At 69.0% G+C, this 13,931-nt stretch carries 10 protein-coding genes; 3 read left to right on the forward strand and 7 right to left on the reverse strand.

What is annotated here, in order from left to right:
- Positions 1–7: 7 nt before the first annotated feature.
- From F4560_RS16720 to F4560_RS16735, 4 genes are read right to left on the reverse strand one after another with little or no spacing between them, the layout of a single operon-like run.
- On the reverse strand, positions 8–850 hold the full coding sequence (locus tag F4560_RS16720) for an alpha/beta fold hydrolase (RefSeq protein WP_221483528.1): 843 nt from the start codon (positions 848–850) through the stop codon (positions 8–10).
- Positions 843–1,796 carry a beta-ketoacyl synthase N-terminal-like domain-containing protein gene (locus tag F4560_RS16725; RefSeq protein ID WP_184921071.1) on the reverse strand — a complete coding sequence of 318 codons (954 nt, stop codon included), beginning with the start codon at positions 1,794–1,796 and terminating at the stop codon, positions 843–845. Before F4560_RS16725 ends, F4560_RS16720 begins: the two co-directional genes overlap by 8 nt.
- Positions 1,793–2,917: a beta-ketoacyl synthase N-terminal-like domain-containing protein gene (locus F4560_RS16730; protein WP_184921073.1), complete on the reverse strand. Its 1,125-nt coding sequence runs from the start codon at positions 2,915–2,917 to the stop codon at positions 1,793–1,795. Before F4560_RS16730 ends, F4560_RS16725 begins: the two co-directional genes overlap by 4 nt.
- Entirely contained in the window at positions 2,914–4,170 is a 1,257-nt protein-coding gene (locus F4560_RS16735) for a beta-ketoacyl-[acyl-carrier-protein] synthase family protein (RefSeq protein ID WP_184921075.1), read from the reverse strand. Before F4560_RS16735 ends, F4560_RS16730 begins: the two co-directional genes overlap by 4 nt.
- Before the next feature lie 23 nt (positions 4,171–4,193).
- Between F4560_RS16735 and F4560_RS16740 the strand changes: the two genes are divergently transcribed.
- Positions 4,194–4,373 carry a hypothetical protein gene (locus tag F4560_RS16740; protein WP_184921077.1) on the forward strand — a complete coding sequence of 60 codons (180 nt, stop codon included), beginning with the start codon at positions 4,194–4,196 and terminating at the stop codon, positions 4,371–4,373.
- 118 nt (positions 4,374–4,491) lie between these two features.
- Positions 4,492–4,749, forward strand: a complete 258-nt coding sequence (locus tag F4560_RS16745; RefSeq protein ID WP_312869324.1) for an acyl carrier protein — start codon at positions 4,492–4,494, stop codon at positions 4,747–4,749.
- Between the two features lie 90 nt (positions 4,750–4,839).
- On the opposite strand, the gene F4560_RS16750 is transcribed toward F4560_RS16745, so the two are convergent.
- Together F4560_RS16750 and F4560_RS16755 are read right to left on the reverse strand one after the other, a co-directional pair.
- On the reverse strand, positions 4,840–5,139 hold the full coding sequence (locus F4560_RS16750) for a LysR family transcriptional regulator (protein WP_184921081.1): 300 nt from the start codon (positions 5,137–5,139) through the stop codon (positions 4,840–4,842).
- Positions 5,140–5,548: 409 nt separating this feature from the next.
- Complete coding sequence (locus F4560_RS16755) at positions 5,549–8,551, reverse strand: AfsR/SARP family transcriptional regulator (protein WP_184921082.1); 3,003 nt, start codon at positions 8,549–8,551, stop codon at positions 5,549–5,551.
- Between the two features lie 1,368 nt (positions 8,552–9,919).
- Between F4560_RS16755 and F4560_RS16760 the strand changes: the two genes are divergently transcribed.
- A complete protein-coding gene (locus F4560_RS16760) occupies positions 9,920–12,484 on the forward strand; it encodes a pectate lyase-like domain-containing protein (protein ID WP_221483529.1) in 2,565 nt (854 codons plus the stop codon).
- 63 nt (positions 12,485–12,547) lie between these two features.
- Here the strand turns inward: F4560_RS16760 and F4560_RS16765 are convergent, their stop codons facing one another.
- Entirely contained in the window at positions 12,548–13,930 is a 1,383-nt protein-coding gene (locus tag F4560_RS16765; RefSeq protein ID WP_184921083.1) for an FAD-binding oxidoreductase, read from the reverse strand.
- Position 13,931 lies beyond the last annotated feature (1 nt).

A 13,931-nucleotide genomic window follows, 5' to 3' on the forward strand; every position in this document is an offset into this window, starting at 1 on the left:
GTCGATGTCACAGTTGTCTCCCACCGGTGACGGGAACGGCGGTCCCGGCCGGGACCGTGACGGATTCGAGGAACGTGTCCACCGTCGACGCGAACGCCGCGGGCTGCTCGATCATCGGGAAGTGGCCGCACCCCTCGAACAGGTGCGCCCGGCCGACCGGCAGGACGTCGGCGAGGACTTGGGCCTCAGCGGAAGGCGCGGTCCGATCCAGGCTTCCCGCGATCGTGGCGCAGGGCAAGCCGAGCAGTTCAGGTCGCAGCCAGGGCGTGCGCAGATAGCTGCCGAGGAATCGCAGCCACCCGTATGGGCCAACGCGTTCGCACACCAGGCGCGTCATCTCGGCGTGGATGGCCTCGTCGATCCGGCGTCCGGTGCGCGTCCGGATGCCTTCGCGCATCGCCAGCTCGAACTCGTGCACCAGCTTGCCGACGACCTCGAAGCGGAACTCCTCGGTCGTCCTGCGGTAGAACGGCGACACGAGCACCATGCCGCGCACCCCGTGCGCTTCTGCGACGTCAACGCCATCAGCCGCTTCACGGGCGAGCAGTTCCAGGGTCAGCACCGCTGAGAACGAGTGCGCCACAACAGCGTCCACGCCACCGGGGACAGTGCCGAGCACGTCGGCGATCCAGTGCGCCGGATCGGGATGATGACTCCAACCGGGCTCGGCGCCGCCACGCCACGGCAGGTCCGCGGCCCACACTTCGACGTGCGGTGCGAACAAGGGCAGCGCGGCGTCCCAAACCGCGGAGCTGTTGGCCATTCCGTGCAGCAACAGAATCCGCTGCGGGGCCGCACCGGATGCCGCCCTGCGCCGCGTCGCGGTCGGCGGCAGCTCGAAGTCAGTCACCCGTGGCCCCCGCGTACAACAGGACACCGGCGGTGGCGTCGTCGGAGTCGTTCCCCGCCAACGCCAGGACCGGCCCGTCACCGCCCTGGGCGAACCACCCCGCCGCCGCGGCGCATTGCAGGACGCCGAGTGCGCCGTAGCACAGTCCCCGTCGGCCGGCGATGTCGAGCCGCATGGTTCCGGCGAGCGCTTCCGGGCGCTTTCCGGTGCCTTCCGGCGTGAACCAGACGTGGGGGGTGTCCACCGAAGTCAGCCGGTCGACGCACTCGGCCATGCCCGCGGTTCTGACGTACCGGCCGACTTCGGCACACGCCGTGACGCCGCGGCTCTTGGCGTGCTCCGGGACCTCCAGGACGACGGCGGCGGCACCGTCGAGCACTCGCCCGGTGTCGGTCAGCTGACGCACCATCTCGTTGTCCGGCTCGACTCCGAGCACGACGACGTACTCGGCCCGCCCGCTTCTCAGCATGGTGCTCGCCCAGTGCACGGCGTCCAGCCCGGACGTCGCGCCGTTGCAGACCATCAGGTTGGGTCCGCGCAGCCCGAACCGGATGGCCACGTCGGAGGCCAGGATGTTGCTGGAAGCGTTCGGGGTGTCCATCGGGCTGAGCGAGCGGGATCCCTCCTCGCCGATCGTCTGCGCGACCCGGCACACGGTGTCGATGTTGCCGAGGTTCGAGCTCACGACCACGGCGACCGACTCCCCCGGCACGGTCAGCCGCTCATCGGGGGCGAGGTCGGGGTTCCACAGTCCGGCTGCCCGCAGCGCCTCGTCGGCCGCGCACAGCCCCAACTGGGTCGCGCGGTCCTTGAAGCGCAGGCCTTTCCGGCCGAGCCGGGAGGCGGGATCCACCGCACACGCACGGGCCATGACCGGACCGAGCAGATCCGTTATGGACGCATCGCCCGGCAGAGCCAGGCCGACGCCGGTGATCGCCAGGTTCATCGTGCGGCCTCCACGACCGCGACCGCGTTGACGCCGCCGAAGCCGAACCCGTTGACCTGCGCCATGGACAGGGGTTCCGACGCGGCGGTGCCCAGCACCATCCGGTAGCCCGCGACCTCGTCGATCGGATCGTCGACCGCGGTGATCGGGGGCACCGTGCCGGTGGCGAGTGCGCGCAGCGCCACGATCAGGCTGAGCACGCCTGCCGAACCGGAGGTGTGCCCGGTCATCGACTTGATGCCGGTCAGCAGCGGCCGGCCCGCGTCGGCGCCGAACACCTCGCCGAACGCACGCGCTTCCACCTCGTCGTTGAGCGGGGTCCCGGTTCCGTGCAGGAGCACCAGATCGATGTCCCGCGGCCGCACTCCGGCCAACTCGTGTGCCAGCCGCATCGCGGAGGTGATCCCGTTCCGGTCGGGGGCGGTGGGATGGCGTGCGTCGCAGTTGATGCCGACCGAGCGCAGCACGCCGTGGCGTCCCGTGTCCCGCCGCAACACGACCGCGGCCGCCCCATCGCCGAGGATCGTGCCCTTGCGGTTGCGGTCGAAGGGCCGCACTCGATCCGGTGGTGACGGCTGGAACCGGTCGGCCAACCCGTACATGCTTGTCGTGACGGAGTCGACACCGGCGACGATCACGGTGTCCGCCTCGTCCATCCTGATCAGATCGGCGCCCAAGGCCAAGGCGTACAACGAGGCTGAGCAGGCGTTGGCGAACGTGTGAGTGTCGACGGCGCCGAAGCGTTCCCGCAGCGCCGTGCCGAAGTGCAACCGATCGACCGGGAACTTCGCACTTTCGCGCCACCACAGTTCGACCGAGCGCAACTCGCGCAGCCCGGTTCCCACCAGGACCGGGATATCGTCCAGCTGTGCGGGCAGCCCCGCGTCGGCGAGGGCCTGACCCACCACGTCGAGCAGGAACGCCGTGGCCCGGCCGGGGACGTCGGCGCCCGGCACTGGGCGGTCGTCGATCTCGAACAGTTGGTCCGCGGTGAACCAGGACCGGTCGAAGCCGCGCAGGACGTTGGGCGCACCCCGGCCGGCGCACAGGTTCTCGAACACCTCGGCGGCGTCGTGGCCGACACTGGCCATCGCGCCGATTCCGGCTATCCTCAGGCTCATCGGTCCTGCCCGGTGTACTTGCCGAGAATGACGACGGAGTTGTTGCCGCCGAAAGCGAGGCCGTTGTTCTGCACGATCCGCAGGTCCGCTTCGACCGCGTGGTTGGGCACGCAGTCGATCTCGCATTCCGGGTCCGTCCGGCGGTGGTTGATCGTCGGCGGGATGAAGCCGTGGGTGATCGCCAGCGAACAGGCGATCGCCGCCAGCGCACTCGCGGCGCCCATCGTGTGACCCAGCATGGACTTCAGCGACACCGTCCGGGGTGGAGTGTCGCCGAACACGCTGCGGATCGCGCGGGTCTCGGTGATGTCGTTGGCCTTCGTCCCGGTGCCGTGCGCCGAGATCAGGTCGATCTCATGCGGCTTCACACCCGCGTTCTCCTGAGCCAGCGCCATGCAGCGCGCCACGCTCTCCTGATTGGGCGCGACCTGGTGGTAGGCATCGCAGTTCAGCCCATAGCCGAGCACCTCGGCGTAGATCCGGGCGCCCCGCGCCAGCGCGGACTCCAGGCTTTCCAGCACCAGCACACCGGATCCCTCGCCGGTGAGAATTCCCTTGCGGTCGACGTCGAACGGGCGGCAGACGTCAGGCGCGATCGTGCCGAGCCGGTAGAACCCGGTGAAAGTCTTGCGGCAGATGGCATCCGCGCCACCGCACAGCGCGAAGTCGACCTCGCCGGTGCGGACCATGTCGAACCCGTACCCGATCGAGTAGTTGCCCGCCGAGCAGGCGGTCGCGATCGTGCACGCCTCCACATCGGTCAGTCCGAGCTCACGGGCGATGGCGACGGACAGCCGCTGCGCGTTGATCCGGCCCGTGACGACGGGTTCCATCGCCGCCGGCCCGTCGGACAGCTCGCTCGCCACCAGCTGGTCCAGTTCGTACGACTCGCCGTCGGTCGTCCCGATGGAGATCAAGCCGCGTTGCCCGCGCAGCTCATCCTCGGTGAAACCCGCGTCCTGCACGGCCATCCGCGCCGCGGCAGTGGCGAATCGGGTGGCACGCCCCAATTCCCGCACCGGCGTGTTGGTGATCCACTTCTCCGGCTCGAAGCCGGCCACCTCACAGCCGTTGGCGTGCGCGAAACCCTCGGTGTCGAACATGGTGATCGGCTGCGCGCCGCTACGGCCGGCGCGCAGCCCTTCAGCGAACTCCTCGGCGCCGATGCCGATACTCGAGAAGACCCCGAAACCGGTCAGCACCACGCGTTTCGGTGCGGTGCCGGCCGCGACGACGGGAGAAGCGATCGCCATGATGTCCCCCTCAGCTAGCGCCGATGCACGGGCGGATCCCGATCTCGCGCCATAGTTCATCGGACATGTCCGACGCCGGCCGATGGCGGCTGGTGTCGTCGAACCAAGGCTACGTATCCGGCGGCGGCGGGCCAGTGCGCTTCGACGATGTGGATGCGAGGTTGTTGCGCCTGCTGGATTCTGCTAAACCTGCAATCGCCTGATGAGCGGTGTACTCAAGAAGTTGAAGCCTGCTTGTGGCCCCGCGGCGAGTTCCACTAGGACAGGTGGGGCAATCGCCGGTAAGAGCCGGGAACGGCACGCATGAAGGAGTGGCCCGAGGTGACAACCGCTATCGACACCGCACGCATGGCCCGTATCAAGGAGATCGTCTGCGACGTCCTCGAACTGGAGGAGAGCGAGGTCACGGACACCAGCCTGTTCAGCGAGGACCACGACGCGGACTCGCTCCGGGCGATCGAGATCCTCGCCTCGCTGGAGAAGGCTTTCGGCGTGGTGATCGACCAGTCCGAGCTGACCCGGATGGTCAACCTCAACGGCGTCTACGAAGTGGTGACCGAAGCTGTCGACGTCCGCTGAGCGTCAGGTGTGACCGGCTGATCCAGACGGCGAAACGGTGCGGCCCCGAGGTGACTTCCACCTCGGGGCCGCACCGGTCGATCGGTCCTCTTACTTGATCCCGGCCACCAGCGGCATGGCAGCCGCCGCGGCCGCCGCCCGGTGCGAGACATCCTTGATGTTGTCGAGCAACATCAGCACCGCGCGCACCGACGGTAAGATCATTCTGCCCTCGGACGTCAGTTGTGCGCCCGTGGGATTGCGGACCAGGAGCTTCGTCCGCAGTGCCTGTTCGAGGCACTTGATGTGGTAGCTGATCGCCGGCTGCGAGTAACCGAGCTTCTTCGCGGCCATGTCCATCCGCCCGATGTCAGCGATCAGGACGAATGCTCTCAACTCACGCTCATGCATGACAGCCTCCCAGGCTTGGAACTACGCGCATGGAATCCCCCGACCCAATCAACATGGATCCGCTTCAGCCGCGACAGTCCTCGCCCTGTCGCCATTCAAGACGCACCGACGATCTACAGTGGAATTCCGCAGCGACCCTGTGCGGATCTTGGACGCAAGCCGTTATGTCCGTTACCGCGTGCGATTCCCCATGATTCACACCTCCGGCAGACCTCGCTGCGGCACAGAAACAGCCAGGTCAGGGCCGTTCAGTGCCCCGCCGGAGCCCGGCGATTCGCCTCCGAGCGAATCGCTCCGGTGAGCTACTCCGATATACCACAATTTGCCGGACAGAGCTGGCGCACACAGAGCCCTGTCCTGGCGTCTCGATACGCACATGTCACCGCAGACCACCTGCTCCCAGATACGATCATCTCAGTCTGCCCAGGTCCCCTAATAATCCTCTAATGGACCGATCATTGGTCCAGGCTTGACCGGTTCCGGGTGCACGCGTCGGCCGCCAGGTGACGTCCAGTTCCCACGCGCGACCGAAAACGCCCAGCTCATCGCTCGCGGCGTCGACCAGCCGCCGCACCGCCACGGGCGCGGCCACGCCCCGGATGTGCAGCCCGTCCAACGCCTGCCGGTGCTGGGCGTGCACGCGCGGCTTGGAGTCGTCGAACTGCCGGAACGCTTGCAGCGCGTTCTCCGTCAGCTCGACGGACTCCCGTATCTCCCCACGCATCTCGTAAACCCGGCTGAGCGATATCCGCAGATAGGTCGACGCGATCGGCTGATCGAGCTGGTCCAGGAGTTCGATCGCGCGGCGGCACGACTCGTCCCCCAGGTCGATCTCGCCGAGATCGATCAACGCCGTGGCCAGGCTGCTCAGGACGATCGCGTGCAAGTTGATCTCGTCGAGCTGCTCCGCGAGGGTGGCCGCGCGGCGGAGTGCCAGGACCGCTCCGGCGCTGTCGCCTCGCCTGGCCAGCACGTGACCGAGCTGCCGCAGCGCCCAGATCGTTGCTCGCGGCTCGTCCGTGCCGCGGCTGGCCCGCAACGCCTTGCGCGCCAGCGTCTCCGCGGCCGCGAGATCTCCTTGCTGCCCTCGGCAGAAGCTGAGCAGCACCAAGCTGTTGGTCAGCGCCGGCAGGTCGCAGGCGGCCGCCTCGAACACGTCGCAGCACCGGGCGAGGATCTCGGCGGCCTCAGCGGACCGGCCGGCCAGCACCCAGACCTGGGCGAGGCCGAAGCCGGCTCGCGTCTTCGCCCACAGGTCGTCGCCACAGGCGGCGGCCACCGCGGAGAACAGCTGCTCGATCTCCGACATCCGGTGCTTGGTCGCCAGGAAGCCGCTCAACCGCTCGGCCGCGTCGAGCGCCTCGCGGTACCAGCCCAGCTCCGCGGCTTTCGGCAGCACGGTCATCAGGGTGCTGATCTCCGCGCTGTACCAGCGCAGCGGGTCCTGCCGGACGAAGTCGCACACGTCGGCGGGCAGATCGACGTCCGGGTCGGCCGGCTGCGGCGTGAGCCAGCCCGGTGACGGCGGCAGGTGCTGGTGTGCCAGCCGGACAAGCGAGTGCAGCGAGCCGAACAGCCGCCGGAACGCCGCGCGGGCGGGCGATGCGGGGTCGGTGACCGCCCCGTCGGCCGGCGAGAGCTGCTCGAGGGCGAAGGCACGGACCACGTCGTGCATGGTGTACCGCTCGTACCGGCCGGCCACGGGCTCGATGAGGTGACTGGTCAGCAACTGGTGGATCACCCGGTCGGTCGACCGGTCCGGATGGGTGTCGCCGCCGAGCGCGCCCAACGCCCAGGGGGCGAGTGTGGCGGTCGGGGACAGCGCGAACCGGCGGAACACGACCCGCTCGAGTTCACCGAGGTCGCCGTGGGAGACGGCCAGGCCGGCCCGGACGTCGAGCTCACCGATGGTCAGCTCGTCCAGCAGCTGGTGCTGGTCGCTCATCCGCGCGGCGAGCGCCGACATCGACCAGTGCGGTCGGGTCGCCAGCCGGGACGCGACGACCCGGATGGCGAGCGGCAGGCGTCCGCACAGGTCGACCAGCTCCCGCGCGGATCTCGGTTCCCGGCCGACCCGCTCGGCGCCCAGGATCGTGCTGAACAGCGTCCACGCCTCGGTTTCGGTCAATGGGCCGAGCTGGACTCCGGTGGCGGAGCTGAGCCCGGCGACAAGCATCCTGCGGCTGGACACCAGCACGGCGTTGCCACCGGTGCCCGGCAGCAACGGCCGGATCTGTTCCTCGTCCACCGCGTCGTCGAGCACGACCAGCACACGCCGGCCCGCGAGTCTGCTGCGGTATTCCGCAGCGAGTTGCCCGGGGTCGTCCGGGATCGCGGTGCCGGGAACGCCGAGCGCGCGCAGCATCTCCCCCAGGATCTCCTCGGTCGTCCTGGCGCCTTCCACGCCACCGAGGTTGACGTACAGCTGCCCGTCGGGGAACTGACCGGCCACCATGTGTCCGATGTGGACGATAAGGGCCGTTTTGCCGACTCCTGGCTGCCCGCTCGCGCAGACCGTCACGACCGAGCGGCTGTCGCCGAACAACTCGGTCACGCGCTCGATGATGCCGTCGCGGCCGACGAAGTCCGCCACCGCCATCGGCAGCTGGCGCGGCGGATCGGTCGTCGCCGTACCCGCGACCGGACGCCGTGGCGGGTCACCGGCCAGGATCTTGCCCTGCAACGCGGTCAGCTCGGGCCCGGGCTCCAAGCCGAGTTCGTCCACGAGCGTGCGCCGGGCCTCGTCGTACACCACCAAGGCCTCGGCCCGCTCGCCGGACATCCACAATGCGCGCATCAGCAGCACCCGCAGCTGCTCCCGCAAGGGATATCGGGCGACCAGCTCCCGGAGCTCCATGACCACGTCCCCGTGCCGGCCGAGCTCGATCTCCGCGGCCAGGCAGTCCTCGTGGACGGTGACCGCGGCGTGCGCCCAGCGCTGTGCCATCTCGTCCACCAACGCGCTGGACGCCGCCTGGCCACCGCCCAAGGAGCCGTCACGCGGCCAGAGCTGCAACGCGCTGCGCAGCAACAGGACCGCCTCTTCCTGATCCCCCTGCCGGGCGGCGGTCTGTCCCGCCGAGGCGAGCTGCTCGAACTCGACGAGGTCGCACTCGTGCGGTTCCAGGTCGAGCTGATATCCCTGCGAGGCCGAGCGAAGCCGGTGCTGACCGCCCGGAGAGGCTTGCGCGAGCACGGATCTGAGCGCGGAGACGTAGTTGTGCAGGCTCGCGATACTGGTCCGTGGCGGCATGTCACCCCACAACGCCCGAACCAGCCTGCTCAAGGTGACGATCTGCCCCCTGCTGGCCGCGAGAACCAGCAGCAGCACTGTCATCTTACCCCTGGCCACCCCGATCTCACGATCGTCGTCGCCCAGCAGTCGCACCCGTCCGAAAACGTCGAGCCTCACGCCACCCCCAGCGCCATGAAGCGTCACATACAATTCGTATCAATGCGTCACATACACTGTAAACCCAACTAAAGCCCTCGTCAACTGTCGCAAATCACCGGATCACAATAAGTGCGTTATTAGAAGGTTGATCTTGGGGGCGACAGCGCAACGGCCCCGCCTGGGCGGCGTCGGTTTCCGCTCACAGAAACGATCCACCACGAAGGGTCCGGGCTGTTGCGCTACTGGTCTACGACCGGGCTCGACCCGGACCTGATCCAGGAACTCGTCGCCCCGATCCACCAGGTCCTGGGATCACCGGACCAGTGGGTGGGACGCCCCGCCTTGCCGGGCCGAACCGATCCGTGCCGATCACCCTGGTGCCGCTACGCCAGGACCTGGCCCGGACCGTCGCCGCGGACCGGTTCGGCGTCTCCCACCCCACCGTCTCCCGGACCCTTCCGGCGGATCACCGCTGATCGGGCGAGTCACCTGCCCCCACGCCCCGCCCCTACCCGACGCGCTCGCGAGCCGGGTCGTGCTGGGTCGACGGCGCCCCGATCCTCACCGCACCCGACTACAACGTCACACCGCCGGAGTCCGCGCGCAGATCCCGACCACCCTGGACGGCACCCTCCCCGCGCCGCTTGGCGGCCTGATCACGCAGACTTGAGCGACCGTAGGCCCTCCAGGTTCCGGTAGCCGCAGCGGCGGGCCCGGCGACCGCCAGGCTCAGCCCCCAGGACAACAGCGACGATGGCTACCAGACGACACAAAGGCGCGCCTGGAACGTCTCCGTACGCTAGCCGGCGCCGGGACGCGGCAGTGTCAGGTGAACACCGGACAGGACAGCCGCCCGCGGGCCGAAACCCGGACCCGAAACCAGCCTCGACGTGCGCGGCGGAGCACTACGCGCCGAGGGTGCGCCTGAGGCTGGTGACGGGACCAGCCCCGCGTGCGCGGGGAGCGCACTTGCCGAACAGGGACGAACGTGCCTTAGAACTTTTCTGCTTCACTTTCCAATTTTCTCAACGTCTTTGAATAAACGTGCGCTACCGATCCACGACCGGGCTCGACCCTGACCATATCCAGGAACTCTGCGCGCGCAGATCCCGGCCACCCTGGACGACACCCTGCTCGCCGCCACCGACCCGGTCGAGGACCGCACCCACGACAACACCGCCGACACCCTCACCGGCTCCGGGTCGGCCTCGGCGCGTTCGAGGAGCGCTCTGGCGCGGAGGTCCTTGTGGGGATCCGGCTTGTTTCTGCGGTGCAACCCCTTCCCGTCGGGAGGTTGCCGTATTAGTCTCCAGTTGTGAGAGCGCTCTCACGCACGTCATCTGCGTTTTACCCGGCTGTTTCCCCCTGCACGGAGGTGGCACCAACGTGATCCGGAGCCCTCACAACCCCGTCCGTCGCCGATCGCGCCTGGCCGCGTTCGCCTTAGCCGTTTCGACGGCCCTGCTGGCCGTCACGGGCACCGCCGCGGCCGAAGCCGACTACACCCAGGGCGTCACGCAGGTCGACGCCACGCAGGCGCGGATCGACTTCAGGCCGACGACTGCCGCGCTCTACGTCGACGTCCATTACATCGCCGCCGGCGCGGTCCAGCAGAACTTCCGGATGACGAACAACGCCGGGACGTGGCAGAAGACGGTCGGCTCCCTGACGACCGGCACCGTGCTGGACTACTGGTTCACCTACGAGAAGAGCGGTCCGCAGTACGACACGCCGCACTTCAGCTACACCCACGGCAACGTCAGCTCCCCGGTCGCCGCGCCGACGTTCAGCCCGGCGGCGGGCACGTACCCGACGGCGCAGACGGTGACGATCTCCACGTCCACCTCGGGCGCCACCATCCGGTACACAGTGGACGGTTCGACGCCCACCGCCTCGTCCACGCTGTACAGCGGGCCGATCAGCGTGCCCACCAGCCGGACGGTGAAGGCGATCGGCCTCAAGTCCGGTCAGCCGAACTCGGCCGTCACGACCGCGGCCTACGTCATCGGCGCCGCCGTCGCCACGCCGACGTTCAGCCCGGCGGGCGGCCAGTACGCGACCGCGCAGACGGTGACGATCTCCACCGCCACCTCGGGTTCGACCATCCGGTACACAGTGGACGGTTCGACGCCCACCGCCTCGTCCACGCTGTACAGCGGGCCGATCAGCGTGCCCACCACCAGGACGGTCAACGCGATCGCGTTGAAGTCCGGCCTGGCGAACTCGTCGGTGGCCAGTGCCACCTACACGATCGGCACGTCGGCCGGGTGTCCCACCCAGTCCGACACCCCGAACTTCGGCCCCAACACCCGGATCTTCGACCCGAGCATGCCCGCCGCGACCATCCAGGCGCAGCTCGACGCGGACTTCAACGCGCAGAAGGACACCATCACCGCGCAGATGGCCAACCGGCGGGTGGCTCACCTGTTCAAGCCGGGCAGCTACAGCGTGCACGACGACGTCGGCTACTACACCTCGGTCGCGGGCCTGGGTCAGAACCCCGGTGACGTGGTGATCAACGGCGACATCACGGTCGACGCGTTCAACGAGTCCGACAAGGGCGTGGCGCTCCAGAACTTCTGGCGGTCGGCGGAGAACATGGCCGTCAACCCGAGCAGCGGCTCCAACCGCTGGGCCGTGGCGCAGGCCGCCCCGTTCCGCCGGATGGACATCCGCGGCAACCTCCAGCTCTACCCGGCGAGCTACGGCTTCGCCAGCGGCGGCTACATCGCCGACAGCAAGGTCTCCGGCCAGGCCTCGTCGGTGTCGCAGCAGCAGTGGTACACCAGGGACAGCAACCTGGGCAGCTGGGCCGGCGGCGTGTGGAACATGGTGTTCTCCGGCACGCCCGGCGCTCCGCCGACCGCGTTCCCGAGCCCGCCGCACACGAACCTGGCCACCACGCCCGTCTCCCGTGACGTGCCCTACCTGTACATCGACGGCGCGGGCAAGTACCGGGTGTTCCAGCCCTCGCTGCGCACCAACGCGTCCGGCGCGAGCTGGGCGAACGGCAGCACTCCCGGCACGTCGCTGCCGATGAGCCAGTTCTACGTGGTGAAGGCGGGCGACACCGCGTCGTCCATCAACTCCGCGCTGGCCGCGGGCTGCCACCTGTTCTTCACGCCCGGCATCTACCACCTGAACCAGACGCTCAACGTGACGAAGGCCAACACCGTCGTCCTGGGCATCGGCTACCCGACCCTGATCCCGGACAACGGGGTCAACGCCATGCAGGTGGCCGACGTCGACGGCGTCCGGATCAAGGGCATCCTGTTCGACGCGGGCACCACCAACTCGGCGGCGCTGCTGACCGTCGGCCCGGCGGGCTCGAACGCCGGTCACGCGGCCAACCCGACGACGTTGCAGGACGTGTTCTTCCGCATCGGCGGCGCGATCGCGGGCAAGGCGACCACGAGCCTGATCGTGAACAGCCACGACGTGATCATCGACCACATCTGGGCCTGGCGCGCCGACCACGGCAACGCGGGCACGTGGGGGTGGACGGAGGCGACGGGCGACACGGGGCTCATCGTCAACGGCAACAACGTCCTGGCGACCGGCCTGTTCGTGGAGCACTACCAGAAGCACCAGGTGATCTGGAACGGCCAGGGCGGCCGGACGATCTTCTACCAGAACGAGATGCCCTACGACGTGCCGAACCAGGCGTCCTGGATGAGCGCGCCGGGTGTCAACGGGTACTCGGCGTACAAGGTGGGAAACCACGTCACCACGCACGAGGCGTGGGGGTTGGGCAGTTACTGCTTCTTCAACGTCAACCCCTCGGTGAGTTCCTACCACGCCTTCGAGGTGCCCAACACGCCCGGCGTGAGGTTCCACAACATGGCGACCGTCTCGCTCAACTACCAGGGCCTCATCACGCGCGTGATCAACGACGCGGGAGGGGTGACGCAGCCGGGCACCGTGCCCAGCAACCTCGTCGACTACCCGTGAGTCGACTACCCGTGACGTGACATGTGCTCAGCCCAGCCGGTGGACTACCGGCTGGGCTGATCGTCAAGCCAGGCCTTGCGGGAACGCCAGCACGCGGTCCGGGTCGTAGCGGCGCGCGGTGCGGCGCAACCGCGGCAGGTTGCGGCCGTAGTAGGCGGTCTGCCAGTCCGGCATGTCGGGGTCGATGTAGTTGACGTAACCGGTGTGGGGGCCGAGCCCGTCGCGCAGGTCGGCCAGGATGCGGCGGGCTTCGGCCTCGTCGACGTCCCCAACGTCCACGTACACCTGCACGCTGCTGATGGCGTGCCGGTGCGGGAACGCGGTGTCCTCCGGCCGGACCCGGCCTATCGCGCCGCCGAACGAGTCGAACTGGGCCCGTCCCGCCCGCCGTCCGGCCAGCAGGGCGACGATCCGCGCCGGGTCGACCGGCCGGTGCAGCATCCTCGACGAGGCGACGAACGGCGACCCGTCGGTGGGTGTGCACGCGGGCAGGCAGCCGGCGAAGTACCTCATGGCGGTGCCGTAGTCCATGGGCACCTCAGTGCGGGTGGTCGGCGTGACCTTCGCGGTCAGCCGGTCCAGCAGCCGGGTCAACTCGGGTTCGGGCCCGATCCAGGTGCCGACGACGCCGGTGCCCGGCGGGGTGCCGGACAGGACGTTGCACACCGTCCACAGCCCGTCCGGCGTGCCCACCATCCACTCCTGCCACGCGCCGAGCACGTCGGTCGCCGCGCCCGTCGGGAACTCCAGCGTGAACACGACCACCTCGGGCGCGGGCGCGGTGTCGAACGTGAAGGACGTGACGACGCCGAAGTTGCCGCCACCGCCGCCGCGCAGCGCCCAGAACAGGTCCGGCTCGGTGTGCCGGTCGGTACGGCGCACGCGGCCGTCCGGCGTCACGACCCGTGCCGCGAGCAGGCGGTCGCAGGTCAGGCCGTACTTGCGGCCGACGACGCTGATCCCGCCGCCCAGCGTGAGCCCGCCGATGCCGACGGTCGCGCACGACCCGGCGGGCAGCAGTCGGCCCGCGCCGGCCAGTTCGTCGTAGAGGTCGATCATCCGGGTGCCCGCGCCGACCCGCGCTCGCCCGTCGTCTGCCACCCGGATCGCCTTCAGGGCGGCCAGGTCGATGACCAGACCGTCCTCGGGCACCGAGTAGCCGGCATAGCTGTGACCGCCGCTGCGGGCTGCGACCGGAATCCGTTCCCGTGCGGCGAATTCGAGGCAGCGCGCGACGTCGGATTCGTCGGCGCACAACGCGACGGCCGCCGGCCTGCGGTGCGCGTACACCGTGTTGTACGGCCGGCGCACGGTCTCGTAGACGTCGTCACCAGGTAGGACCAGCCTGCCGGTGAGCGCGCGGCGCAGCCGGTCCCACTCGCGGTCCCACGCCCCGAGGACGACGAGTCCGGTGGCCTGGATGAAGGTTCTGCGGTCGAATTCCATG

This window comes from Saccharothrix ecbatanensis, assembly GCF_014205015.1.
Taxonomy (GTDB): domain Bacteria; phylum Actinomycetota; class Actinomycetes; order Mycobacteriales; family Pseudonocardiaceae; genus Actinosynnema; species Actinosynnema ecbatanense.